General features: G+C 72.0%; 23 protein-coding genes, 2 tRNA genes and 1 riboswitch. Of the genes, 13 read left to right on the forward strand and 12 right to left on the reverse strand.

Annotated features, from left to right (window positions below; all coding sequences use genetic code 11):
* The first annotated feature begins 10 nt into the window (after positions 1-10).
* From AB0B01_RS14820 to AB0B01_RS14830, 3 genes are all read left to right on the forward strand, one after another.
* Positions 11-84, forward strand: a tRNA-Met gene (locus AB0B01_RS14820).
* A gap of 203 nt (positions 85-287) precedes the next feature.
* Entirely contained in the window at positions 288-2,144 is a 1,857-nt protein-coding gene (locus AB0B01_RS14825) for a tetratricopeptide repeat protein (protein ID WP_361717743.1), read from the forward strand.
* Positions 2,145-2,238: 94 nt separating this feature from the next.
* Positions 2,239-2,312: transfer RNA gene (locus AB0B01_RS14830), tRNA-Met, on the forward strand.
* A 152-nt stretch (positions 2,313-2,464) separates the two neighbouring features.
* Here AB0B01_RS14830 and AB0B01_RS14835 read toward each other — a convergent pair.
* Entirely contained in the window at positions 2,465-2,881 is a 417-nt protein-coding gene (locus tag AB0B01_RS14835; protein ID WP_361717746.1) for a Fur family transcriptional regulator, read from the reverse strand.
* A 130-nt stretch (positions 2,882-3,011) separates the two neighbouring features.
* Between AB0B01_RS14835 and AB0B01_RS14840 the strand changes: the two genes are divergently transcribed.
* Entirely contained in the window at positions 3,012-4,481 is a 1,470-nt protein-coding gene (locus tag AB0B01_RS14840) for a catalase (RefSeq protein ID WP_361717749.1), read from the forward strand.
* A gap of 54 nt (positions 4,482-4,535) precedes the next feature.
* Here AB0B01_RS14840 and AB0B01_RS14845 read toward each other — a convergent pair whose 3' ends face one another.
* Together AB0B01_RS14845 and hisN are read right to left on the reverse strand one after the other, a co-directional pair.
* Positions 4,536-4,928 (reverse strand): CBS domain-containing protein, encoded by a 393-nt coding sequence (locus AB0B01_RS14845; RefSeq protein WP_361717752.1) that lies wholly within the window; start codon positions 4,926-4,928, stop codon positions 4,536-4,538.
* 143 nt (positions 4,929-5,071) lie between these two features.
* Positions 5,072-5,875 carry a histidinol-phosphatase gene (gene hisN, locus AB0B01_RS14850; RefSeq protein WP_361717755.1) on the reverse strand — a complete coding sequence of 268 codons (804 nt, stop codon included), beginning with the start codon at positions 5,873-5,875 and terminating at the stop codon, positions 5,072-5,074.
* A gap of 137 nt (positions 5,876-6,012) precedes the next feature.
* On the opposite strand from hisN, the gene AB0B01_RS14855 reads away from it, so the two are divergent.
* Entirely contained in the window at positions 6,013-6,585 is a 573-nt protein-coding gene (locus tag AB0B01_RS14855) for a TetR/AcrR family transcriptional regulator (RefSeq protein ID WP_361717758.1), read from the forward strand.
* On the opposite strand, the gene AB0B01_RS14860 is transcribed toward AB0B01_RS14855, so the two are convergent.
* The 4 genes from AB0B01_RS14860 to AB0B01_RS14875 form a co-directional block, all read right to left on the reverse strand.
* Positions 6,551-6,874 (reverse strand): multidrug efflux SMR transporter, encoded by a 324-nt coding sequence (locus tag AB0B01_RS14860; protein ID WP_361717761.1) that lies wholly within the window; start codon positions 6,872-6,874, stop codon positions 6,551-6,553. The genes AB0B01_RS14855 and AB0B01_RS14860 overlap by 35 nt on opposite strands.
* A gap of 111 nt (positions 6,875-6,985) precedes the next feature.
* Positions 6,986-7,996, reverse strand: a complete 1,011-nt coding sequence (rsgA, locus tag AB0B01_RS14865; protein WP_361717764.1) for a ribosome small subunit-dependent GTPase A — start codon at positions 7,994-7,996, stop codon at positions 6,986-6,988.
* 8 nt (positions 7,997-8,004) lie between these two features.
* Positions 8,005-9,363, reverse strand: a complete 1,359-nt coding sequence (gene aroA / locus AB0B01_RS14870; protein WP_361717767.1) for a 3-phosphoshikimate 1-carboxyvinyltransferase — start codon at positions 9,361-9,363, stop codon at positions 8,005-8,007.
* A gap of 64 nt (positions 9,364-9,427) precedes the next feature.
* The gene (locus AB0B01_RS14875; protein WP_361717770.1) at positions 9,428-10,144 is read right to left on the reverse strand and encodes a M50 family metallopeptidase; all 717 of its coding nucleotides are present in this window, start codon (positions 10,142-10,144) and stop codon (positions 9,428-9,430) included.
* A gap of 53 nt (positions 10,145-10,197) precedes the next feature.
* Here AB0B01_RS14875 and AB0B01_RS14880 point away from each other — a divergent pair, with 53 nt between their 5' ends.
* The 8 genes from AB0B01_RS14880 to def all read left to right on the forward strand — a co-directional run bounded on the left by AB0B01_RS14880 (position 10,198) and on the right by def (position 17,747).
* On the forward strand, positions 10,198-11,016 hold the full coding sequence (locus AB0B01_RS14880) for an SOS response-associated peptidase (protein ID WP_361717773.1): 819 nt from the start codon (positions 10,198-10,200) through the stop codon (positions 11,014-11,016).
* A gap of 27 nt (positions 11,017-11,043) precedes the next feature.
* Positions 11,044-11,694, forward strand: a complete 651-nt coding sequence (locus AB0B01_RS14885) for an alpha/beta family hydrolase (RefSeq protein WP_361717776.1) — start codon at positions 11,044-11,046, stop codon at positions 11,692-11,694.
* 312 nt (positions 11,695-12,006) lie between these two features.
* Positions 12,007-12,651, forward strand: coding sequence for a sigma-70 family RNA polymerase sigma factor (locus tag AB0B01_RS14890; RefSeq protein ID WP_008741505.1), 645 nt, complete (start codon positions 12,007-12,009; stop codon positions 12,649-12,651).
* Positions 12,648-12,950, forward strand: a complete 303-nt coding sequence (gene rsrA, locus AB0B01_RS14895; RefSeq protein ID WP_361717779.1) for a mycothiol system anti-sigma-R factor — start codon at positions 12,648-12,650, stop codon at positions 12,948-12,950. Before AB0B01_RS14890 ends, rsrA begins: the two co-directional genes overlap by 4 nt.
* Positions 12,951-13,144: 194 nt before the next feature.
* The gene (locus AB0B01_RS14900) at positions 13,145-14,665 is read left to right on the forward strand and encodes an HD-GYP domain-containing protein (RefSeq protein ID WP_361717782.1); all 1,521 of its coding nucleotides are present in this window, start codon (positions 13,145-13,147) and stop codon (positions 14,663-14,665) included.
* A complete protein-coding gene (locus AB0B01_RS14905) occupies positions 14,662-15,924 on the forward strand; it encodes an HD domain-containing protein (protein WP_361717785.1) in 1,263 nt (420 codons plus the stop codon). The genes AB0B01_RS14900 and AB0B01_RS14905 overlap by 4 nt, the downstream gene beginning before the upstream one ends.
* 116 nt (positions 15,925-16,040) lie before the next feature.
* Complete coding sequence (locus AB0B01_RS14910) at positions 16,041-17,036, forward strand: hypothetical protein (RefSeq protein ID WP_356849880.1); 996 nt, start codon at positions 16,041-16,043, stop codon at positions 17,034-17,036.
* A 66-nt stretch (positions 17,037-17,102) separates the two neighbouring features.
* A complete protein-coding gene (gene def, locus AB0B01_RS14915; protein WP_361717789.1) occupies positions 17,103-17,747 on the forward strand; it encodes a peptide deformylase in 645 nt (214 codons plus the stop codon).
* A 102-nt stretch (positions 17,748-17,849) separates the two neighbouring features.
* Here the strand turns inward: def and AB0B01_RS14920 are convergent, their stop codons facing one another.
* The 5 genes from AB0B01_RS14920 to AB0B01_RS14940 form a co-directional block, all read right to left on the reverse strand.
* The gene (locus AB0B01_RS14920) at positions 17,850-18,863 is read right to left on the reverse strand and encodes a ribonucleotide-diphosphate reductase subunit beta (RefSeq protein ID WP_361717792.1); all 1,014 of its coding nucleotides are present in this window, start codon (positions 18,861-18,863) and stop codon (positions 17,850-17,852) included.
* The gene (locus AB0B01_RS14925; RefSeq protein ID WP_361717795.1) at positions 18,863-21,256 is read right to left on the reverse strand and encodes a ribonucleoside-diphosphate reductase subunit alpha; all 2,394 of its coding nucleotides are present in this window, start codon (positions 21,254-21,256) and stop codon (positions 18,863-18,865) included. The genes AB0B01_RS14920 and AB0B01_RS14925 overlap by 1 nt, the downstream gene beginning before the upstream one ends.
* 141 nt (positions 21,257-21,397) lie before the next feature.
* Positions 21,398-21,538, reverse strand: a riboswitch (cobalamin riboswitch).
* A gap of 62 nt (positions 21,539-21,600) precedes the next feature.
* Entirely contained in the window at positions 21,601-22,098 is a 498-nt protein-coding gene (locus AB0B01_RS14930; RefSeq protein ID WP_361717798.1) for a GNAT family N-acetyltransferase, read from the reverse strand.
* A gap of 261 nt (positions 22,099-22,359) precedes the next feature.
* Positions 22,360-22,557, reverse strand: a complete 198-nt coding sequence (locus AB0B01_RS14935; protein WP_361717801.1) for a YbdD/YjiX family protein — start codon at positions 22,555-22,557, stop codon at positions 22,360-22,362.
* Positions 22,554-24,707 (reverse strand): carbon starvation CstA family protein, encoded by a 2,154-nt coding sequence (locus AB0B01_RS14940; RefSeq protein ID WP_361717804.1) that lies wholly within the window; start codon positions 24,705-24,707, stop codon positions 22,554-22,556. Before AB0B01_RS14940 ends, AB0B01_RS14935 begins: the two co-directional genes overlap by 4 nt.
* Positions 24,708-24,864: the final 157 nt, after the last annotated feature.

The following is a 24,864-nucleotide window of genomic DNA, read 5'->3' on the forward strand; positions in this document are numbered from 1 at the left end:
GTTTCACCGACGCGGGGTGGAGCAGCTCGGTAGCTCGCTGGGCTCATAACCCAGAGGTCGCAGGTTCAAATCCTGTCCCCGCTACTGAAGATGAAGGCCCGGATCCATGGGATCCGGGCCTTCGTCGTGCCCGGGACGGGTGCATGGGGAGCATGAGGTAGCCGGGGCGGGTGAGTTGGGGGCGGAGCGTGTTTGACTTATCTCTCTGTGGGCATGTCGACAAAACGCTGTAGTGACCTCACAGGCTGCGACATACCAGGTGTACGCGGGTAGCAGGTGATGCGACGATGGGATTTATGGGGGACAGGTCAACTCTGCTGGAGGCAGGGCGGTTTGTGAGGACGGCAGCCGCATCGGGCACAGAGGCCATGGAGGAGGCTCCGGTCGTTAACGCGCAGACCGCACTGACCGATGCGGATTTCGCGGAGGAAATGTTCGCCGAGACCGACCCGGCGAGCGACGCCGAGCTGGAGGCACGGCACCGGGTCGCGGCGGACCGGGGCGACCCGGGCGCGATGAGCGTGCTCGGGGCGCTGCTGCTGCGCCGCGGAGACCTGGACGGCGCCGAGCCGTACCTGAGGGGGGCCACCGCGGAGGGGGACCGCGCCGCCGCCAACAACCTCGGGGTGCTGCTGCTCCAGCGGGGCTACCCGGACGAGGCCGCCGGCTGGTGGCGGGTCGCCGCCGTGGCCGGCTCCGCGCCGGCCGCGCACGCCCTGGGCCGCCACTTCCGCGAACGCGGGGACGAGCCCGCCGCCGAGTACTGGCTGCGCCAGGCGGCGGAATCCGGTCATGCCCTGGGCGCGTACGGCCTGGCCGAGCTGCTGGAGCACCGCGGGGACAAGGGCGTCGAGCGGTGGTACCGCCAGGCCGCCGAACAGGGCCACCGCGAGGCCGCCTACCGGCTGGCCCGGCACCTGCGCAAGGGCGACCCCGCAGAGGCCGAGCAGTGGTACCGGCAGGCCGCCGCGCGCGGCCACCGGCGGGCCGCGCTGCACCTGGGCGCCCTCCTGGAGGCCCGCGGCGAGCTCAAGGAGGCCGCCCGCTGGTACCTGACCTCCGCCAAGCAGGGCGAGGCCCGGGCCGCGTGCGCGCTCGGCTTCCTGCTGCGCGACGCCGGTGACGAGGAGAGCGCCGTCGCGTGGTGGAACCGCGCCGCGCAGGACGGCGACGGCAACGCCGCGAACGCGCTGGGTGCCCTGCACGCCGCCCGGGGGGAGACCGAGACCGCGGAGAAGTGGTACCGGACCGCCATGGACGCGGGCGACCAGAACGGGGCGTACAACCTTGCTTTGCTGTGCGCCGCACAGGACCGGACCGCGCAGGCCGAGCAGTGGTACCGGCGGGCCGCCTACGCGGGGCACCGGGAGGCGGCCAACGCCCTCGCCATCATGCTGCTCCAGGTCGGCGACGCGGCCGGGGCGGAGCCGTGGTTCTCGAAGGCGGCGGAAGCCGGCAGCGTGGACGCCGCCTTCAACCTCGGCATCCTGTTCGCGAGCCGGGACGAGGACCGCACCGCCCTGAAGTGGTACGAGCGGGCCGCGTCCGCCGGGCACACCGACGCCGCGCTCCAGGTCGGCATCGCGCTGGTCCGGGACGGCGAGGAGCGGGCGGCCGAGCGGCACCTGCGGTGCGCGGCGGGCGGCGGCAGCGCCGAGGCCGCGTTCCGGCTGGCCGCGCTGCTCGAATCGCTGGCTCCGCCCCCGGAGCCGGTGGCCCTGGGCGAGCCGGTGGGCGGAGCCCCGAAGACCGAGAGCGAGGAGTGGTACGAGCGGGCCGCGGAGCTCGGGCACCGCCGCGCGCAGGTGCGGGTCGGGATGCTGGCCGCCGCGCGGGGCGAGCTCGCCGCGGCCGCCCGGTGGTACCGGGAGGCGGCGGAGGCCGGCTCCCGCAACGGCGCCTTCAACCTCGGGCTGCTGCTCGCCCGGGAGGGGAACGAGCCGGAGGCGGCCCTGTGGTGGACCCGTGCGGCCGTCGCCGGCCACGGCCGGGCGGCGCTGCGGCTGGGGCTGCTGGCGGCCCGGCACGGGGATCTGGCGGAGGGGCAGAAGTGGTGCGTCCGCGCCATGGAGCTGGGGCCGGCGGAGGTCTCGGAGCGGGCGGCGCGGCTGCGCGACGCGCTGGCCGAGGAGCTGTCCGCGTGACCTGCGGCCGGGGCCCGAAACCCCGGCCGCAGGTCCGCGCCCGTTAACCGATTTGCATGTGTCGCGGGGTGTCACGTAACGTTGGGTTTACCGACGCGGGGTGGAGCAGCTCGGTAGCTCGCTGGGCTCATAACCCAGAGGTCGCAGGTTCAAATCCTGTCCCCGCTACTGAAGGCTGAAGGCCCGGATCCTTGGATCCGGGCCTTCAGTCGTTTCCGGCCCCCTTCGGGCCTACGCAAGGAGCCCGTTCGGGCACGCGCAAAGGGCCGGGGGCTGCGGCCCCCGGCCCTGCTTGCTTCCTCAGCGGCGTGCCGCGCCGCTCACGCGTCCGCGCAGTTCGGGCACAGGCCCCGGTAGGTCACCTCGACCGCCGACACCACGAAGCCGAAGCGCTCGGCGTCCGGCAGGTCGGCCAGCGGGTTGCCCGCCGGGTGGACGTCCCGGATCGAGCCGCACTGTGCGCAGACCAGGTGCTGGTGGGGCTGGTGCGCGTTCGGGTCGTACCGCTTGGCGCGGCGGTCGGTCGAGACTTCCAGTACCTCGCCGAGGGACACGAGCTCGCCCAGGGTGTTGTAGACGGTGGCGCGGGAGATCTCGGGCAGCTTCTCCACCGCGCGCGCGTGCACCTCGTCCGCCGTCAGGTGAACGTGGTCACCGTCGAGCACCTCGGCCACGACACGCCGCTGTGCGGTCATGCGCCATCCGCGTCCGCGAAGTCGTTCCAGCAGGTCACTCATGGACACCAGCCTAACAGCGAGGGGATTCGGTGTAACTCCCGAACCAGTGCGGACTTGGATGCTTGCTTGACTTAGACAAAGTCCATCGTAGGATCGAGTACGGCAGAGGCCGAGGACAGGACACGCAGGAATGACGCAGGAGGCGCACGTGACGCAGGGACCGCTCACCACGGAGGCCGGGGCGCCGGTCGCCGACAACCAGAACAGCGAGACCGCGGGCATCGGCGGCCCCGTCCTGGTCCAGGACCAGCTCCTGCTGGAGAAGCTCGCCCACTTCAACCGCGAGCGCATCCCGGAGCGCGTGGTGCACGCCCGCGGCGCCGGTGCCCACGGCACCTTCACGCTCACCCGTGACGTCTCGCAGTGGACCCGGGCGAAGTTCCTGTCCGAGGTCGGCAAGCAGACCGAGACCTTCCTGCGCTTCTCGACCGTCGCGGGCAACCTCGGTGCCGCCGACGCGGTGCGCGACCCCCGAGGCTGGGCGCTGAAGTTCTACACCGAAGAGGGCAACTACGACCTCGTCGGCAACAACACGCCGGTGTTCTTCATCAAGGACGCCATCAAGTTCCCCGACTTCATCCACACCCAGAAGCGCGACCCGTACACCGGCTCGACCGAGGCGGACAACGTCTGGGACTTCTGGGGCCTGTCGCCCGAGTCCACCCACCAGGTGACCTGGCTCTTCGGTGACCGCGGCATCCCTGCGTCCTACCGCCACATGAACGGCTACGGCTCCCACACCTACCAGTGGAACAACGAGGCCGGCGAGGTCTTCTGGGTCAAGTACCACTTCAAGACCGACCAGGGCATCAAGAACCTCACCCAGGCCGAGGCCAACCAGCTCGCCGGCGAGGACCCCGACTCGCACCAGCGCGACCTGCGCGAGGCCATCGAGCGCGGCGACTTCCCGAGCTGGACCGTGCAGGTCCAGATCATGCCGGCGGCCGAGGCGGCCGAGTACCGCTTCAACCCGTTCGACCTCACCAAGGTGTGGCCGCACGAGGACTACCCGCCGATCGAGATCGGCAAGCTGGAGCTCAACCGCAACCCGGAGAACATCTTCGCCGAGGTCGAGCAGTCGATCTTCTCTCCGGCGCACTTCGTCCCCGGCATCGGTCCCTCCCCGGACAAGATGCTCCAGGGCCGCCTCTTCGCGTACGGCGACGCCCACCGCTACCGCGTCGGCATCAACGCCGACCACCTCCCGGTGAACCGGCCGCACGCCACCGAGGCCCGCACCAACTCCCGTGACGGCTTCCTCTACGACGGCCGCCACAAGGGTGCGAAGAACTACGAGCCGAACAGCTTCGGCGGTCCGCACCAGATCGACCGCCCGCTGTGGCAGTCCCTCTCGCTGACCGGCGGCACGGGCAACCACGCCGCGCCGGTCCACCGCGAGGACAACGACTTCGTCCAGGCGGGCAACCTCTACCGCCTGATGTCCGAGGACGAGAAGTCCCGTCTGATCGAGAACCTCTCCGGCTTCATCGCCAAGGTCTCCCGTGACGACATCGCCGAGCGGGCGATCAACAACTTCCGCCAGGCGGACGGCGACTTCGGCAAGCGGCTGGAGGCCGCGGTCCAGGCCCTTCGCGGCTGACCCGCTCGCCGAAAGCCGGAGGGCCGGACCCCGCGGGGGCCGGCCCTCCGGCGTTCACGCAGGGACGGTGCGGCGGGCGGGCGCCCAGCAGCGGATGACGTCACGGACGGACACGATGCCCACGGGGCCGCCGTCCTCTAGCACGATCAGATGCCGGAAGCCGCCGTGGACCATCGCCTCGGCGGCTTCCTGGACGGTGGCCTGCGGGGTGCAGAACACCACGTTGTTGGTGGTGTGGGTGCCCACGGTCTCCCGGTCGGGATCGTGGCCGGCGCCGATCGAGTTGAGGATGTCGCGTTCGGTGAGGATGCCGACGCCGCTGTGGTCGGGGTCGAGGACGACGGCCGCGCCGACGCGACGGCCGGACATCAGGCAGGCCGCCTGCCGGAGGGTGTGGGCGGGTCCGAGGGTGAGGATCACGGTGCTCATGGCGTCACGGACGAGCATGAAGAGAGCCACCTCCTGAGGAGAGTCCCTCCGCTGGAGAAAGCCTTCACAAGCGCACAAGCGGAGGAGTCCCAGATTCCCACGGGCACGGAGGGTCATCAAGAGGGCGCACCGGGTTGTCCGGGTGCAGGCCCCCGCCCGGCTCAGGCGCGGGGGCGCAGGTAGCCGAGCATCTCCTCGTGCAGCAGCCCGTTCGAAGCAGCCGCGTTCCCGCCGTGTACGCCCTCGACCCCGTCCAGGCTGGTGAACCGGCCTCCGGCCTCCTGGACGACGACCGCGATGGCGGCCATGTCCCACAGGTTCAGCTCCGGCTCGGCGCACAGGTCGAGCGAGCCCTCCGCGACCATCATGTACGGCCAGAAATCGCCGTAGCCGCGCGTACGCCAGCACTGCCGGGTCAGGTCCAGGAACCCGTCGAGCCGCCCCTGCTCCTCCCAGCCGCCCAGCGAGGAGTAGGCGAACGAGGCGTCGCCCAGGGAGGCCACCTTCGACACGCCGATCGGGGTGGTCCCGCCCAGCGCACCGCCGGCGTACGCGCCCGCGCCGCGCGCCGCCCACCAGCGGCGGCCCAGCGCCGGCGCCGACACGACGCCCACCACGGGCCGGAACACGCCGTCGGCGCCCTCCTGCATCAGCGAGATCAGGGTCGCCCAGACGGGGACACCGCGGACGTAGTTCTTCGTACCGTCGATCGGGTCCACCACCCAGCGGCGCGGGCCGCTGCCCTTGAGCCCGTACTCCTCGCCCAGGATCGCGTCGGCGGGCCGCGCGGCCCCGATCCCGGCCCGGACGATCTCCTCCGCGGCCTGGTCGGCCTCGCTCACCGGAGTCATGTCCGGCTTGGTCTCGACCTTCAGGTCGAGGGCGCGGAAGCGCTGCATCGTGGCGGCGTCCGCCGCGTCGGCGAGCTCAAGGGCAAGGCGCAGGTCATCGTCATACTCGGGCATGACCGAACAGTATCGAGCCTGCCCGGGCCCGGCGAACGGCGTCCACGGAGCGGCCGGCAGGCGCCCTTGACAGGATCTGTCGACCCGTCAACTCTGGCAGGAAGGCCCAGCGGGGAAAGCGGAGCGGGGAGGCGCGGATGCCGGCAGCCCGGGAGTCCTTGCTGGAAGCGGCGGGAGCGGCGCTCGCGACGCGCCCCTGGCCCTCGGTGCGGATGGTCGACGTCGCTGCCGCCGCCGGGGTGTCCCGGCAGACCCTCTACAACGAGTTCGGCGGCAAGGCGGGCCTCGGGCGGGCCCTGGTGCGGCGGGAGGCCGACTGGTACCTCGACGGGGTGGACCGGGCCCTGCGCTCCCCGGCGGCCGGCGGCGAGCGCCTCGCCTCGGTCGCGGAGTGGACCGTACGGGCGGCCCGCGCGCGTCCGCTCGTACGGGCCCTGCTGACGGGGTGCTGGGACGGGAACCTGCCGGTGCCGCCCGGCCAGGGGGCGCGCCCGGGGGTCCCGGCGCCCGGCCCCGGGGAACTGGCGCGGGCCGTCCGCGACCGGGCCTCGGTCGCGCTGCGGCCGGGGGAGGGGGCGCAACGCTTCGAGCTCGCCGTACGCCTCGCGCTGTCCTACGTGATAGCCCCCGGGGAGGAGCCGGGGCTCGGGGAGCTGATGCGCCTGCTGCGGGTGCTCAGTGAGCCGAGCCCGACAGCTGGAGGCCGATGACCCCGAGGATGACCAGCGAGATCGAGACGAGCTTGAGGGTGGAGACCAGGTCGCCGAGGAAGACCATGCCGTAGATGGCCGTCCCTGCGGCGCCGATGCCCGTCCACACCGCGTACGCGGGGCCCACGTCGAGCTTCTTCAGGGCGAGCGTCAGCAGGCCGAAGCTGCCGAGTGCGAAGGCGGCGAAGGCGATGGTCGGCCACAGGCGGGTGAAGCCGTGGGACAGCTTGAGGCAGACCGCGAAACCCGTCTCCAGGAACCCGGCCACCACGACCAGCAGCCACGCCATGGCGTATGCCTCCCCGTGTCACGTGACGTCGCATCACTTCGGGCGCTCGTGCATCGAGTGCATCACGACAGACTTGACCCTCGGCCATCGCGGCCAAACCCCGTCGGGCGCTCAGTCCCCTTCGCGGCGCTCGCGCGTCTCCAGCAGCCGCCGCAGCGAATACAGCCGGGCCGGGTCCGCGTGGCCGTCCTGTACCCACTGGTCGAGCGCGCAGTCCGGCTCGTCGTGGCTGCACGCGCGCGGGCAGCCCTCCGTGCCCGGGACGAGGTCCGGGAAGGCCAGGATCACCCGGGACGGGTCCACGTGGTGCAGGCCGAAGGAGCGCACACCGGGGGTGTCGATGACCCAGCCGTCGCCCGAGGGCAGCGGCAGCGCGAGCGCCGAGGTGGTGGTGTGCCGGCCGCGGCCGGTCACCGCGTTGACGTGGCCCGTGGCGCGCCGGCGGCCCTCGTCGACGAGCGCGTTCACCAGGGTGGTCTTGCCGACGCCCGAATGGCCGACGAAGGCGGTGATCCGGCCGGTCAGCCGCTCCCGCACCCGGTCCGCCGCATCACCGTTCGCCAGCTCCTGGCGGTTGGTGACCACGTAGTTCAAACCGAGCGTCGAGTAGATCTCCAGGATCTTGTCCGCGGAGGTCAGATCGGACTTGGTCAGCACCAGCAGCGGTTCCAGCCCGGCGTCGTACGCGGCCACCAGACAGCGGTCGATCATGCGGGGCCGCGGCTCCGGGTCGGCCAGCGCCGTGACGATCGCCAGCTGGTCGGCGTTGGCCACGACCACGCGCTCGTACGGGTCGTCGTCGTCGGCGGTGCGCCGCAGCACCGACTTGCGTTCCTCGATCCGCACGATCCGCGCGAGCGTGTCCTTCTTGCCGGTCAGATCGCCCACGATCCACACCCGGTCGCCGACCACCGCCGCCTTGCGGCCCAGTTCCCTGGACTTCATCGCGTGGACGGTGCGGTTCTCGACCAGGCAGGTCAGCCGCCCGCGGTCGACGGTCAGGACGAACCCCTCGGAGGCGTCCTCGTGCTTGGGCCGGATGCTGGTCCGGGGCCGGTTGCCCTTGGGGTTGGGGCGCTGCCGGATGTCGTCCTCGTCGGTGTGCTTGCCGTACCTGCGCATGACGGTCCCTACGCTCCCGCAACCCGCGCTTGGCCCAGCATGTCGGCCCACATCCTCGGGAAGTCCGGCAGCGTCTTCGCGGTCGTCGCCACGTTCTCGATCTCCACGCCCTCCACGGCCAGGCCGATCACCGCGCCCGCGGTGGCCATCCGGTGGTCGTCGTAGGTGTGGAACACCCCGCCGTGCAGCGGGCGCGGGCGGATGTGCAGGCCGTCCGCGGTCTCGGTGACCTCGCCGCCGAGCCCGTTGATCTCCGCGGTCAGGGCCGCCAGCCGGTCCGTCTCGTGCAGCCGAAGGTGTGCCACCCCGCGCAGGGTGGAGGGGGAGTCGGCGAGCGCGGCCACGGCGGCGATGCCGGGGGTCAGCTCGCCGACCTCGCCCAGGTCCACGTCGATGCCGTGGATCTTGCCGCTGCCGGTGAAGACCAGCCCGGCGTCGGTCAGCTCGCAGGAGCCGCCCATCTCCGTGAAGATCCGGCGCAGCTCGTCGCCCGGCTGCGTGGTGCGCCGCGGCCAGTCCGGGATGGTCACCGTGCCGCCGGTGATCAGGGCCGCCGCCAGGAACGGCTGGGCGTTCGACAGGTCCGGCTCCACGATCATGTCGCGGCCCAGCAGAGCGCTCGGCGCCACCCGCCACACGTTCGGCTCGCCGCCCGCCTCCGGGGTGTCGACCTGGGCGCCCGCCGCCCGCAGCATCTCCACCGTCATCCGGATGTGCGGCATCGAGGGCAGGGTGGTGCCGACGTGGCGGACCTCGACGCCCTGGTTGAACCGGGGAGCGGACAGCAGCAGCGCCGAGATGAACTGCGAGGAGTTCGAGGCGTCGATCTCGATCGTGCCGCCCTCCAGGGCCCCGCCGCCCTGGACGGTCATGGGCAGGGCGCCCCGGCCGTCGTCGTCGATCCGGGCGCCCAGCGCGCGCAGGGCGTTGATGACCTGCCCGAGCGGACGCTCGTAGGAGCGCGGGTCGCCGTCGAAGCGGATGTCGCCCGCGGCGAGCGTGGCGACCGGGGGCAGGAAGCGCATGACCGTGCCCGCGTTGCCGACGTCGACGGTGGCCGGGCCGTGCAGGGCCGCCGGGATGACCCGCCACGCCTCGCCACCGGCCTGGCCGCCGGAGCCGGAGCCGGAGCTGGAGGAGACGGTCTCCTCGATGCCGACGCCCATCGCACGCAGCGCATCGGCCATCAGCCGGGAGTCGCGCGAACGCAGCGGGCGGCGCACCCAGCCGGGCTCGGCGGCGAGCGCCGCGAGCACCAGGGCGCGGTTGGTGACCGACTTCGACCCGGGCACGGAGACGGTGGCCTGGACGGTTCCGTCGGCAAGCGGCGCGGGCCAGAGGGCGGGGAGAGCGGGGGTCTCGGTCATGTCGACCACTTTAGTGGCTCGCCACGGCCCCAGATCTTGATCGCGGCCTGTGCGGGGCCCCGTCTCAGAGGCCGAGAAGCCAGCGCCCGCCACCGATGAGCGAACACAGCGCGACGGCGTGGAAGAGCAGCAGCCAGGCCACCGGATGGACGTGGGTGAGCCGGCCGAGCTGGTCGGCGTCGGAGTCGGGGGCTCCGCCGTGCCGGCGCATGGCGCCCAGCTCGAAGACCGGCCGTACGCCGCCCAGCAGCAGGAACCACACCACGGCGTACGCGAACAGTGCCTGCACCTCGGCGGGTGTCTGCCAGGACACCAGCACGAAGGTCCCGCCGACCAGCACCACCGTCAGGACGCCGTACGCGTTGCGGATCATCACCAGCATCGCCACCAGCAGGGCCGTCGCCGCCCACAGCAGCACCGTGATCCGGTGGGCCGACAGCAGTGCGGCCCCGCCGAGGCCCAGCAGCGAGGGGGCCGTGTACCCGGCCGCGGCGGTCAGGACCATCCCGATCCCGGTCGGCCGGCCCCGGCTGAGGGTGACCCCGCTGGTGTCCGAGTGCAGCCGGATGCCGTCCAGCTTGCGTCCCGTCAGCAGGGCCAGCAGCCCGTGGCCGCCCTCGTGCGCGATGGTCACGGCGTTGCGGGACAGCCGCCACACCGGGTGGGGCGCCACGGCGCACAGCGCGAGCACGCCCGTCACGATCACCACCCACACGGGGGGCGAGGCCTGTATGCCGGTGAGCCGGTCCCACAGACCGGCGGCCGTCGTGGTGCTGTCCATAGAGTGGCGGACTCCTTGCGGTGGTGGTCGGGTCGCATGGCAGTGTGGCAGCCATGTGCGGACGGTATGCAGCGAGTCGCAGGCCCGAGGACCTGGTCGAGCTCTTCGGCATCGAGAAGTGGGAGCCCGAGGAGACCCTGGCCCCCGACTGGAACGTGGCGCCGACGAAGGAGGTCCACGTCGTCCTCGACCGTCTCCTGAAAGACGCGGCGGACCCGCGTCCGGTTCGGCAGCTGCGCGTCCTGAAGTGGGGGCTCGTCCCCTCCTGGGCCCAGAACCCCGACGGCGCCGCCCGCATGATCAACGCCCGGTCCGAGACGCTGGCCGAGAAGCCGTCCTTCCGCCGGGCGTTCGCACAGCGCCGCTGCATCATCCCCGCCGACGGCTATTACGAGTGGGTCACCGCCCACGACGAACGGCAGCTGGAGGTCGAGGGGAAGAAGAAGCGGGCGCGCAAACAGCCCTACTTCGTGCTGCCCGCCGACGACACCGTCTTCGCCATGGCGGGGATATACGAGTTCTGGCGCGACCGGACCCTGCCCGACCAGCACCCGCTCGCCTGGCGGGTGACCTGCTCGGTGATCACCACGGAGGCCGAGACCGGACCGCTGGCCACCGCTCCCGCCGAGGGGCCGCGCTCCCTGTCCGAGATCCACCCGCGGATGCCGCTGATGCTCACCCCGGACCGGTGGGACCGCTGGCTGGACCCCGCGGACACGGACACCGAGGGCTCGCTGCGGGACCTGCTGGCGCCGCCACCGGGCGGGCTCATGCGGGCGTACCCGGTGTCCACCGCCGTGAGCAGCGTGCGCAACAACGGGCCCGAGCTGCTGACGGAGCTCGCCGCGCCGGAGGAGGGCACGCTCTTCTGAGGAGCGGCCCGGGGCAGGATGGGCCCCATGACCACCCGCACCGAGAGCGTCGACACCCCCGCGGGCCAGGCCCGCATCACCTGGCACACCGCCCCCGGTGCCTCCCTCGTGCTCGCCGTCGGCCACGGCGCGGGCGGCGGGATCGAGGCGCGGGACCTGCAGGCGCTGGCCGCCGCCCTGCCCGCGCTGGGCACCACCGTGGCCCTGGTCGAACAGCCCTGGCGGGTCGCCGGGAAGAAGGTCGCCGCCGCGCCCAAGGTGCTGGACGAGGGCTGGCGGGGGCTGTGGCCCGCCCTGGCGGCGCCCGGCCTGCCGGTGGTGGCGGGCGGGCGCAGCGCCGGGGCGCGGGTGGCCTGCCGGACCGCCGCCAAGCTGGGCGCGGCCGGCGCCCTGGCCCTGGCGTTCCCGCTGCACCCGCCGGGGCGGCCCGAGAAGTCCCGCGCCGGGGAGCTGCTCGGCGCCGGGGTGCCCACGCTGGTGGTGCAGGGCGGCCGGGACCCCTTCGGACGCCCGGAGGAGTTCCCGCCGGCGGCCGGGCAGACGGCGTACGAGCTGGTGGAGGTCCCCCACGGCGATCACGGCTTCGCGGTGCCCAAAAAGGCGGACCTGACCCAGGACGGGGCGCTCCGGGTGATCACGGAGGCGGTCGCCGGATGGCTCGGCGGGCTCCCGCGGTGACCCGGGCCTCCCCTGCGACCTGACAGGGTCCTACGGCCCGTGCCCGCGCGGGAATGCGCGACCCGGCCGCTCTGTTGTCCCGGATGTCAGAACGCACGGAACCCGTCGGAGGAGAGGGAGCGCATGACCCAGGTCATCAGCCAGGAGCGTCCGCAGGTTGCCGGCCTGGGGGCCCCGTCCAGCGGCAGCTGGGGGAGGACGGTCCTGCCCGCGCCCAAGCGCAGCCCGCTTCGGGCGGCGGAAGGCCGGGATGGTCGACTATTCTCCGATTCGAGCGGGTCCGCTTTCGGAGCCGTCACGCAGTCGGAGGAGGTGGGTCCTGTCGCTGGGACCGACGAAGGCCACGCGGAGGAAACGACCCCGGAGCGCAATGCGCGCTTCGAGAGGGACGCCCTCGGCTACCTCGACCAGATGTACTCGGCCGCGCTGCGCATGACGCGCAATCCGGCCGACGCCGAGGACCTGGTCCAGGAAACGTATGCGAAGGCGTACGCGTCCTTCCACCAGTTCCGCGAGGGCACCAATCTGAAGGCGTGGCTTTACCGCATTCTGACCAATACGTTCATCAACTCCTACCGCAAGAAGCAGCGCGAGCCGCAGCGCAGCGCCGCGGAGGAGATCGAGGACTGGCAGCTGGCGCGCGCCGAGTCGCACATGTCGACGGGGCTGCGTTCCGCGGAGTCCCAGGCGCTCGACCACCTGCCCGATTCCGACGTGAAGGAAGCGCTTCAGGCCATTCCGGAGGAGTTCCGCATCGCGGTCTATCTTGCCGACGTAGAGGGCTTTGCGTACAAGGAGATCGCGGACATCATGGGTACACCCATCGGTACGGTCATGTCCCGACTGCACCGTGGCCGCCGTCAACTCCGCGGAATGCTGGAGGACTACGCCCGTGAGCGCGGGCTGGTCCCCGCCGGCGCGGGAGAGTCGAACGACCTGAAAGGCTCGGGCTCATGAGCTGCGGAGAGCCGCACGAGACGGAGTGCTCGGAGGTACTTGACCACCTCTACGAGTTCCTGGACCACGAGATGCCGGACAGTGACTGCACGAAGTTCGAAACGCACTTCGGCGAGTGCAATCCCTGTCTGGAGAAGTACGGCCTGGAGCAGGCCGTGAAGAAGCTGGTGAAGCGCTGCTGCGGGTCGGACGACGTGCCCAGCGACCTGCGGTCGAAGGTGATGGACCGGATCGAGCTGATCCGGTCCGGACAGGCCGTCCCCGACCACGACGTCACTGCGGATCCGGCCACCGGCTGAGCTGACCAGCTGACAGCTGATGGGACAACCGCCCCTGGAAGCCCCCTTCGTTCACTCGAAGGTGCTAATCCGGGGGCGCCCGTACGGCGCAATACGAAAATGTGGCCCACTTCGCAAGGGGCCCCACTTATTCTCCCCAAACGGTGCTGGTTGGATCGGTACCTGATGTGCACGGCACAGGGGAGGAGGGCGTCATGCGGGTACTTCCGCCAGGGGCGCGCGCCTTCATCCTGTGCGCCGTCCTCGCGGCATGCGCCTGCACCGCCCCCGCGCTCGCGGATCCCCGGACCCCCTGGCCGGCCGTGGGGCTGCTCATGCTCCTCTATGCCGGCTGCGAGCTCGTGAAGGTCTGCCCCTTCGTGGGCAGCCGGGTCCCCGAGGGCATCGGCTCCTTCTTCCCCGTGCTGCTCGCCGCGGTCTTCCTGCTGCCTCCCTCCGCCGCGGCGCTCGTCGCGCTGCCCGGGGGGTTCGCCCAGGCCGTCGACCAGCGCCCCGCCCGGGTACGCCGGGTGTGGCACGCGGCGCAGCAGGCGCTCGCCGCCTGGGCCGCGGGGCGGGCCTACGGACTGCTGGGCGGCCCCGGTGCGCTGGGCGGCTCCGGCTCCGGTCAGCCCGGCCGCGCCGCGGACTTCCCGTACGTGCTGGTGCCCGCCGCGGCGGGGGCCGTCGCCTTCTGCCTCGTCCTGACCGCCCTCGACGCGGGCATCCTCGCCCTGGCCGAGCGGCGCCCGGCGCGGACCGCCTGGCGCGGGCCGGTGATCCGGTCCCTGGCACCGCACTGCGTGCACGGGCTCGCCGGACTGATGATGGCCGTCATGTGGCGCAGCCCGTACGGGGCCCCGGCCGCGCTGCTCGTCCTGCTGCCGATGTACATCTCCTGCTGGGTCTTCGCCCAGTACCACCGCGAGCGCGCCGCCCACCGGGCCACCATCCGGGCGCTCGTCCAGGCCGTCGACATCAAGGACCGCTACACGCGCGGCCACAGCGAGCGGGTCGGCCAGGCCTCCGCGATGATCGCCCGCGAGCTGGGCATGGGCGAGGATCGCCTCGAAGTGGTCCGGATCGCCGGGATCCTGCACGACGTGGGCAAGCTCGGCGTCCCGACGCGGCTGCTGCGCAAGGACGGGCCGCTGACCCCCGAGGAGCGGCGGGTCATCGAACTGCATCCCGAGTACGGCCACGAGATGGTCCGCGGCATCGGCTTCCTCGGTGAGGCCCGGGCCGCGATCCTGCACCACCACGAGCGGGTCGACGGCTCCGGCTACCCGTACGGGCTGACCGGTGAGCAGATCCCGGAGCTGGCCCGGGTGGTGGCGGTGGCCGATGCCTTCGACGCGATGACCTCGACCCGCTCGTACAGCCGGGCCAGGCCGGTACCGACCGCGCTGGCCGAGCTGGAGCGGTGTGCGGGGGCCCAGTTCGACCCGGCGATGGTGCACGCGCTGGTGGACGCCATCGGGCGGCACGGCTGGCATCCGGTGGTGACGGCGGACGAGGACGTCCCGGCGGCGCTGCCCGCTCAGGGCGGCAGCCGGGTCGCGGAGGGCGCCCGGCCGGCCGGCCCGGCCGCGTCCGCCCCGGCGCCGTCCGCCCCGGCGCCGTCCGCCCCCGCGCCGTCCGCCCCCGCGCCGCCCGCCCCGGCCCCGGTCGGCCCCCGGTCGCGGGCCGGGAGCGGGCAGGCACCGCGGGACGCGGAGCGCGGGGGTGGGCCGTGACGGGGTGGGCCGTGTGGGGGGTGCGGGGAGCCGCCGGGGCGCTCACCCTCGCGGCGCTCGGGCACACCCTGTGGAACGGCGTCGTCGAACCGGGCACCGCCCTGGCCTTCGCCGCCCTGATCGCCTGCGGAGAGCTCGCCCGCCGGGACACCCGGGACGGCCCCGACGACCGCCACCCCGCGCCGCTCGGCTTCGCGGGCGCCCTCGCGTACGCCCTGCTCGGGCGCAGCGCCGCCCTGCCCACCCACCACGGGGTGCTCCAGATCGTCGCCGTCACCGTCGCCGCGGCCCTCGTCGGGATCGTCCCGCACATCGCCCGGGGTCGCGGGCCCGCCGTCGACCACCTGGCCCGACGGGTGCTGACCGTCGCCTTCGCCGCGGCCTGCTTCCAGCCGCTCTACAACTCCGGCCGGCTGGAGCAGTGGCTCGGCCGGAGCCCGTACCTCGTCCTCTTCCTGCTCCTCCTGCTCGGGCTCACCGCCCTGTGCGACGCCGTCCTGGCCGCCGCGCTGGCCGGGGCCCGCACCGGCTGGCCGTACGGGCCCCTGCTGCGCGACGAGCTGCGGGCCCAGCTCGGCATCGGCTCGGCGATCTGCGCCACCGGCGCCGTCATGGCCCTCGGCGCCGCCGTCGCCGGCCTGTGGGCGCTGCCCGTCTTCTGCGTGCCGCTGCTGCTGACCCAGATGTCCTTCCACCGGATCACCGCGATCCGCACCACCTACCGCCAGACCATCACCTCCCTGGCCCGCGCCACCGAGATCGCCGGCTACACCCGGCCCGGCCACGCCCGCCGGGTCGCCGTACTGAGCTGCGCCGTCGGCAGGGAGCTCGGCCTCACGGAGCGGGAACTCACGGTGCTGGAGTACGCCGCCCTCATGCACGACATCGGCCAGCTCTCCCTCGTCGACCCCGTCCACGCCGGGGCCACCGCCGAGCTGCCGGCGGCCGAGGCCCGCCGGATCGCCGGGCTCGGCGGCGAGGTGGCCCGCCGGACGGGAGTGCCCGCCGAGGTCGCCCGAATCGTGGAGCGCCAGGCCGATCCGTACCGGGAGCAGCCGGTCGCCGCGCGCATCGTGCGCGCGGTCAACGCGTACGACGACCTGCTCGGCGGGAGCCGTCACCCGGGCGGCTCACTGGAGGCGCTGGAACAGCTCCGGCTGGGCACCGGCCACGACTACCAGCCGGAGGTCGTGGAATGCCTGGCCAGGGTTCTGGCCAGGGGCGGACGTGACAGAGTTGTTCCCGTCCCGCCTGGGTAACCCATGGGTAATGAGCGGCCGTCCGAGTGGGCATGGTTGGATGCCAGTAGGAGTGTCCGCAAGGCTGCACCTTGTCCCAGCGACCGCTGGGAGGTGCCCCCAGGCAGGCGGGAATCGTGAGGATCTTCGGGAAGGTACGGCATCGGCCCTCCGCCTCGTGGCGGCAGGCCACCGACCGCGCGTTCACGCTGATCGGCGACGGTCGGTACGAGGACGCGGGGGCGCTGCTCACCAGAGCCGCCGACCTGGAGCCCTGGCTGTCCGAGTCCTGGTTCAACCTTGCCCTGCTGCACAAGTTCCGGCACGACTGGGAGCAGGCACGGGCCGCCGGACTGCGCGCCGTGGCCCTCCTCGACCGCGAGACCGGAGCCCCGGACTGGTGGAACGTCGGGATCGCCGCCACCGCGCTGCAGGACTGGCCGCTGGCCCGCCGTGCCTGGCAGGCGTACGGGCTGAAGGTCCCCGGGGATCCGCACGGCGCGGGCGGAGGCGGCGAGCCGGTCGGCATGGAGCTCGGCAGCGCCGCCGTCCGGCTCTCGCCCGAGGGCGAGGCCGAAGTGGTGTGGGGCCGCCGGCTGGACCCGGCCCGCATGGAGATCCTGTCGATCCCGCTGCCCTCCTCGGGCCGGCGCTGGGGCGAGGTCGTCCTGCACGACGGGGTCCCGCACGGCGAGCGGGTCACCGCGGCCGGCCCGGCGTACCCGGTCTTCGACGAGATCGAGCTGTGGGCGCCCTCGCCGGTGCCGACCTGGGTGGTGCTGCTGGAGGCCGCGACCGAGGCGGACCGCGACGCCCTGGAGCAGCTCGCCTCGGACGCCGGCTTCGCCGCCGAGGACTGGTCGTCCTCGGTGCGGCTGCTGTGCCGGACCTGCTCGGAGAGCGTGATGCCGAGCGGCGAGGGCGACGGCGAGCAGCTCGACCCGCACGACCACAGCGAACCCGGGCACCCCGGCCCGCTGGGCCACCGTACGGCCGGCTCGGGCTCGCTGTGGGTACCCGAGCGCGAATGCGGTATCGCGGCGCCGGCCGGCCTGGTCCGCGGACTCCTCGACGGCTGGGTCGCGGACAGCCCGGACACCCGTGAGTGGCGGGATCTCGAAGAGGTCTGCTGACCGCGCACCGTAGGCTGTACCGGCACATTGGTGAACGGGTGGACTTACGGAAGGCGTACGTCGGACATGGCGCAGCAGGAGAACGAGCTTGTCGGTGGTGTCGAGGCCGTCAACGACGGGTACGTCGTGGACACCGAGGACTGTGCGGCGCGTGAGCTCGCCCACCGCGAGCGCGGCACCGCCCGGCCGATCACCGTGGTCGGCAACCCGGTCCTGCACCGTGAGTGCAAGGACGTCACCGAGTTCGGCGACGAGCTGGCGCAGTTGATCGACGACATGTTCGCCAGCCAGAAGGCCGCCGAGGGCGTGGGCCTGGCGGCGAACCAGATCGGCGTGGACGCCAAGGTGTTCGTCTACGACTGTCCGGACGACGAGGGCGTGCGCCACACCGGCGTCGTGGTCAACCCCAAGCTGGTGGAGCTGCCGGCCTCCGCCCGTGTGCTGGACGACTCCAACGAGGGCTGCCTGTCGGTCCCCACCGCGTACGCCTCGCTGGCCCGCCCGGACTACGCGGAGGTCGAGGGCCAGGACGCGCAGGGCAACCCGATCAAGGTGCGCGGCACGGGCTACTTCGCCCGCTGCCTCCAGCACGAGACGGACCACCTGTACGGCTACCTCTACATCGACCGCCTCTCCAAGCGCGACCGCAAGGACGCCCTGCGCCAGATGGCCGAGGGCACCCCGCGCTACGAGACCGTCCCGAACGAGTAGTCCGCGGGCGGCCGCGGACGCGGAAGTCCCGGAACGCCGGATCGGCCGGCAGCCGCACGAGGCGGCTGCCGGCCGATCACATGTCCCGGAGGAGGCGAGGGCTCAGAAGTCCTCGTCCAGGTCGACGGTCCCCTCGACCGCGACCTGGTAGGCCGACGGGCGGCGCTCGAAGAAGTTGGTCAGCTCCTGGACGCCCTGGAGCTCCATGAACGAGAACGGGTTCTGCGAGCCGTACACCGGCGGGAAGCCGAGGCGGACCAGGCGCTGGTCCGCGACGCACTCCAGGTACTCGCGCATCGACTCGGTGTTCATGCCCGGCAGGCCGTCACCGCACAGGTCGCGGCCGAACTGGAGCTCCGCCTCCACGGCCTCCTTCAGCATGTCGGTGACCTGCTGCCGGAGCTGCTCGTCGAAGAGTTCCGGCTCCTCCTTGCGGACCGTGTCCACGACCTCGAAGGCGAAGTTCATGTGCATGGTCTCGTCACGGAACACCCAGTTGGTGCCGGTGGCCAGGCCATGCAGCAGGCCCCGCGAGCGGAACCAGTAGACGTACGCGAAGGCGCCGTAGAAGAACAGGCCCTCGATGCACGCGGCGAAGCAGATCAGGTTCAGCAGGAAGCGACGGCGGTCGGCTTGCGTCTCCAGCCGCTCGATCTTCTCGACCGAGTCCATCCACTTGAAGCAGAACTGGGCCTTCTCGCGGATCGACGGAATCTCCTCGACCGCGTCGAAGGCGGCCGCGCGGTCGTCCGGGTTGGGCAGGTAGGTGTCGAGCAGCGTCAGGTAGAACTGGACGTGCACGGCCTCCTCGAACAGCTGGCGCGACAGGTACAGGCGCGCTTCCGGGGAGTTGATGTGCTTGTAGAGCGTCAGCACCAGGTTGTTCGAGACGATCGAGTCGCCCGTCGCGAAGAAGGCGACCAGCCGGCCGATCATGTGCTGCTCGGCGGGCGTCAGCTTCGCGAGGTCGGCGACGTCCGAGTGGAGGTCGACCTCCTCCACGGTCCAGGTGTTCTTGATCGCGTCCCGGTAGCGCTCGTAGAAGTCCGGGTAGCGCATGGGGCGCAGCGTGAGCTCGAAGCCCGGGTCCAGGAGGTTCTTCTTCTCGGTGGTCATTACTGGCAGGCCTCGCAGGACTCGGGGTTCTCAAGGGAGCAGGCCAGCGCCTCGGCGTCGACGGCCTGCGGGAGCGGGGTGGCGGCGGCCGGGACGGCGGCCGAGCCGGACGCGGCGCGGGCGATCTTCGTCGCCGGGCGCGAGCGCAGGTAGTACGTGGTCTTCAGGCCCTGCTTCCAGGCGTACGCGTACATCGAGGACAGCTTCCCGATGGTCGGCGTCTCCAGGAACAGGTTCAGCGACTGCGACTGGTCCAGGTACGGGGTGCGGGCCGCCGCCATGTCGATCAGGCCGCGCTGCGGGATCTCCCACGCCGTGCGGTACAGCTCGCGCACCTCGGCCGGGATCCAGCCGAAGCCCTGGACGGAGCCGCTGGAGTCGCGCAGCGCCTCGCGGGTCTGGGCGTCCCAGACGCCGAGCTTCTTAAGGTCCTCCACCAGGTAGGCGTTGACCTGGAGGAACTCGCCGCTCAGCGTTTCGCGCTTGAACAGGTTGGACACCTGAGGCTCGATGCACTCGTACACGCCGGCGATCGAGGCGATCGTCGCCGTCGGGGCGATGGCGAGGAGCAGCGAGTTGCGCATACCGGTGGTCGCGATGCGGGCGCGCAGCGCGTCCCAGCGCTCCGGCCAGCTGAGCTCGACGTCGTAGTGGTCGGGGTGCAGCACGCCCTGGGCGGTACGGGTCTGCTCCCAGGCCGGGAGCGTGCCGTGCCGCTCGGCCAGGTCGGCGGAGGCCTCGTAGGCCGCCAGCATGATCCGCTCGGCGATCTTCGTGGAGAGCGCCTTGGCCTCGGCGGAGTCGAAGGGCAGGCGCAGCTTGAAGAAGACGTCCTGCAGACCCATCGCACCCAGGCCCACCGGACGCCACTTGGCGTTGGAGCGGCCGGCCTGCTCGGTCGGGTAGAAGTTGATGTCCACGACGCGGTCGAGGAAGGTCACGGCGGTGCGGACCGTCTCGTCGAGGCGCTCCCAGTCCATCTCACCCGTCCCGGGGAGCACGAAGGCGCCGAGGTTGACCGAGCCGAGGTTGCACACGGCGGTCTCGCCGTCGTTGGTGACCTCGATGATCTCGGTGCACAGGTTCGAGGAGTGGACCACAGTGCCGGGCAGGGCGGTCTGGTTCGCGGTCCGGTTGGAGGCGTCCTTGAACGTCATCCAGCCCTGGCCGGTCTGCGCGAGGGTGCGCATCATGCGGCCGTACAGGTCGCGGGCCGGCATGGTCTTCTTCGCGAGGCCCGCCGCCTCGGCCTTGCGGTAGGCGGCGTCGAAATCGTCGCCGTACAGGTCGACGAGCTCGGGCACGTCGGCCGGGGAGAACAGCGACCAGTCGGCGTCGGCGTTCACGCGCCGCATGAACTCGTCCGGCACCCAGTGCGCCAGGTTGAGGTTGTGCGTTCGGCGCTGGTCCTCGCCGGTGTTGTCGCGCAGCTCCAGGAACTCCTCGATGTCCGCGTGCCAGGTCTCCAGGTAGACGGCGGCGGCGCCCTTGCGGCGGCCGCCCTGGTTCACGGCGGCGACGGAGGCGTCGAGGGTCTTCAGGAACGGCACGATGCCGTTGGAGTGGCCGTTGGTGCCGCGGATCAGTGAACCGCGGGCGCGGATGCGGGAGTACGAGAGGCCGATGCCGCCGGCGTGCTTGGAGAGGCGGGCGACCTGGTGGTAGCGGTCGTAGATCGAGTCGAGCTCGTCCAGCGGGGAGTCCAGCAGGTAGCAGGAGGACATCTGCGGGTGCCGGGTGCCGGAGTTGAAGAGCGTGGGGGAGGACGGCAGGTAGTCCAGGCGGCTCATCAACCGGTAGAGCGAGGCCACTTCCTCGACGGCCTGGACGCTGTCGTTCTCGGCGAGGCCGCAGGCCACGCGCAGCATGAAGTGCTGCGGCGTCTCGACGACCTGGCGGGTGATCGGGTGGCGCAGCAGGTAGCGGCTGTGCAGGGTGCGCAGGCCGAAGAAGCCGAAGCGGTCGTCGGCGCCCTCGGCGAGGCTGTGCTCGACCAGCGCGTCGAGGCGGCTCGCGTGCAGCGCCACGAACCGGGCCGTGCGGTCGGCGATCAGGCCCTCGCGGTGGCCGACCGCGACGGAGGCGGAGAAGGAGGTGGCCCCCTGGCCGGCGGCCTCGTCCGCGACGGCCATCGTCAGCAGCCGGGCGGCGAGCCGGGAGTACGCCGGGTCCTCGGAGATCAGCCCGGCGGCGGCTTCGGTGGCCAGCGCGCGCAGTTCGGCCTCGTCGGCGGCGGAGCTGCGTCCGCGCAGCGCGGCGGCGGCGACCCGGCCGGGGTCGGTGTCGGGGAGGTCGGCCGTCAGCTCGGTGAGGGTACGCAGCAGCGCGGCCCCCGGACCCTCGGTCTCGGGGTGGTCGGACTCGGCGCGCGGTGCGGAAGGCGCGATGGTCACGGGGAGCTCTCCCTCGCTCGGCCCGGTCAACGGCGGGTCGGGGCAGGGGGAAGCGCGTGCGGGCAGGGCAAGGAGCGCGCAGGCCGCATGGCGTCCACCGGCCCAACCGCGAGGCCCGGACGAATCGGCACCCGGTTCGGTCGAGCCGGGCGCACTGTCGGCAGGTCCTCGGACTTGCGGTAGCACCGTGGGTGTACGTCATACCGTTGCGGGACAGTTCCGGATTCGCACCGGATTCCCCTGCGGCGACAGCGAGCACGAGCATACATGTGGGGGGCCGTTGCTGCGTGCACCCCCACATGTTGTGTCGGCGCTGGTCGTGTTGGTGCTTGCTGAGCGTGGCGTCACAGCTCCAGCCGGTAGGTGAGCAGCCTCAGCGCGGGGATCGGCGACCAGTCCCGCTCGGGAGTCCGCACGAAGCCCAGGCGCGTGTAGAGCCGCTGGGCGCCCCGCATGGCCGGCTGGGTGGACAGGACCAGGGCCGTGACCCCGTCGACGGCCCGGGCCCGCTCGATGCAGGCCCGTACGAGAGCCTCCCCGACGCCCTTCCCGCGGGCTGCGGCAGCCACCGCCAGCATCCGGAATTCGGCCTCGTCCGGTCCGGCGATGTCGGCGAGCGGGCTGCCGGGCGCGGCGAAGGTCACCCCGCCGAGGAGCTCCCCGTCCTGGACGGCGACGAGGATCTCGCCGTCGCCGGCTCGGCCCGCGACATCGCGCAGGACGTTCAGGTAGGTGTCGTCGTCGTTCAGGTCGAGCAGCCCGTCCCCGGTGTAAGCCAGCCCGGTGATCCGACCCAGCCGCTCGTACTCGGCGGGTGCGGCCCTGCGTATCTCGAAGTCCATGCGGTCGAGTGTGCAGTACGGCTGTCGGCGCCCGGCGCCATCGTCGGAGACAGCACCGTCGAAGAAGGCGAGCGAGGCATCACCGTGATGACCGACCGGCCCCACATGCTGACCGAGGAATTCGAAACTCTCGCCCGGATAGGCGCCCGCGAGATCGAAGGACTGCGGCTGGAATTCAGTGAGGGGAAGCCGGGGGTGGGGTGCGCTGAGCACGCCGAAGGGCCCCGCCGGTGCGGCGGGGCCCTTCGTGCGGATACCGGCTCAGCAGCAGCGGAAGCCCTCGCGGGGGTCGCCCTCGCGCGCGTCGGTGCGGGCGCGTTCGAAGGCGCGCCGGGTCATGACCTCGGCGTCCGGCTCGTGCGAGCGGGCGTGGGCGACGTACCGGTCGTAGGCCGCCTCACCCGAGAACTCCCGTACGAAGAACCGCGCCTTCGCCAGCGCCCCGCGGACGCCGCTCACGCCACCGGCTCCTTGGCGCGGCCGCCGCCCGAGTCGAGGCCGGCGGCGGCGAGCTCGGCCCGCTCCTCGGCCGTCGCGATCAGCCCGGCCGGAGCGATGATCTTCGACTCGGTCCACGGGACCTCGGACAGCGTGGCCGACTCCGGCGCGCGGACTGCCTTCAGGCAGGTCCGGGCCGCGTCCAGCAGGACGATGATGATCAGGAGGGCGAAGAGCGCCGACAGCACGCCGTCGACCGTGGCGTTGGTGACCACGGTGTGCATCTCGTCCATGTTCTTGGCGGGCTTGAGCACCTTCCCGGCGTCGATGCCCTGCTGGTACTTGTCGCGCTGCGCGAAGAAGCCGATCTTGACGTCGTCGGAGAAAACCTTCTGGTAGCTCGCGGTGAGGGTGACGGCCACGTCCCAGGCCAGCGGAACCCCGGTCACCCAGACCCACTTGAGCCGACCCGACTTCACCAGCAGGGTCGTGCAGACGGCCAGGGCCACCGCGGCGAGGAGCTGGTTCGCGATGCCGAACAGCGGGAACAGCTGGTTGATGCCGCCCAGCGGGTCCTTGACGCCGACCCACAGGAAGTAGCCCCAGCCGCCGACCACGACCGCGCTGGCCAGCCACACACCGGGCTTCCAGCTCACGTTCCTGAAGGACTTGTGCACGTTGCCGAGGGTGTCCTGGAGCATGAACCGGCCGACCCGAGTGCCGGCGTCGACCGTGGTCAGGATGAACAGGGCCTCGAACATGATGGCGAAGTGGTACCAGAACGCCTTCATCCCGGCGCCGCCGATCACGGCCGAGAAGATCTCCGACATCCCGAGTGCGAACGTCGGCGCGCCACCCGTGCGGGAGAGCAGGGAGGCCTCCTCGACGTCCTTCGCGGCCTGGGTGAGGAACTCCGGTGAGATGGCGAAGCCGAAGTCGGACACCGCCTGCGAGGCGGTCTGGACGGTGGTGCCGATGACCCCGGCGGGGGAGTTCACGGCGAAGAAGAGCCCGGGCTCGATGATGGTGGCCGCGATCATCGCCATGACGGCGACGCAGGACTCGGTCAGCATGGCGCCGTAGCCGATGACCCGGACCTGGGTCTCCTTCTGGATCATCTTCGGCGTGGTGCCGGAGGAGACCAGCGCGTGGAAGCCGGACAGGGCTCCGCAGGCGATGGTGATGAACACGAAGGGGAACATCGAGCCGGCGAAGACCGGGCCGTCCCCGCGCGTGGCGAAGTCGGTGATCGCCGGCATCTTCAGCATCGGCATGGCGATGACCACGCCCAGCGCGAGCAGCCCGATCGTGCCGACCTTCATGAAGGTGGAGAGGTAGTCGCGGGGTGCGAGCAGCATCCACACCGGCAGCACCGAGGCGATGAAGCCGTACCCGATCATCCACAGGACCAGCGTCTCCTTCTCCAGGGTGAAGGTGGACGCGAGGGAGGACTCGGCGACCCAGCCGCCCGCGACGATGGCGAGCAGCAGCAGCGCGACACCGATGACGGAGACCTCGGTGACCCGGCCCGGGCGCAGCACGCGCAGGTAGAAGCCCATGAACAGGGCGATCGGGATGGTCATGCCGATGGAGAACACGCCCCACGGGGAGTGCCCCAGCGCGTTGACGATGACCAGCCCGAGCACCGCCAGCAGGATGATCATGATGGTGAACACGGCGAGCAGCGCGGCGGCTCCGCCGACGGGGCCGATCTCGTCGCGGGCCATCTGCCCGAGCGAACGCCCGTCACGGCGGGTGGAGAAGAAGAGCGTGACCATGTCCTGGACGGCGCCCGCGAAGATGACGCCCGCGACGATCCAGATGGTGCCCGGGAGGTATCCCATCTGCGCGGCGAGCACGGGACCGACCAGCGGTCCGGCGCCCGCGACGGCGGCGAAGTGGTGGCCGAAGAGCACGCGGCGGTCGGTCGGGTGGAAGTCGACGCCGTTGTCGAGGCGTTCGGCGGGGGTGGCCCGGGTCTTGTCGACCTTCAGGACGCGGTGGGCGATGAAGCGCGCGTAGAAGCGGTAGCCGATGGCGTACGAGCCCAGCGCGGCGGCGAGCATCCAGGCGGCCGAGATGTCCTCGCCGCGCGAGAGCGCCAGCATGCCCCACCCGATGGCCCCGACGAGGGCGACCAGCACCCACACGGCGATCGAAGCGGGCGTCATGCGCCCGGATGCGGAAGGCGAGCCCGGCTCGGTGCCCGGGCCCGCCGTGTTCCGTTCTGTCCCTGTTGCTTCCGGTTCCGGCATGACCCTCGTCCCCTCGTCGATCATCTGCTGAGCGCAGGGAATCTACGGGGGACGGCCCGGTGAGCGTAAGACC

Source organism: Streptomyces sp. NPDC044571 (assembly GCF_040647115.1).
In the GTDB taxonomy this organism is placed as follows: Bacteria; Actinomycetota; Actinomycetes; order Streptomycetales; family Streptomycetaceae; genus Streptomyces.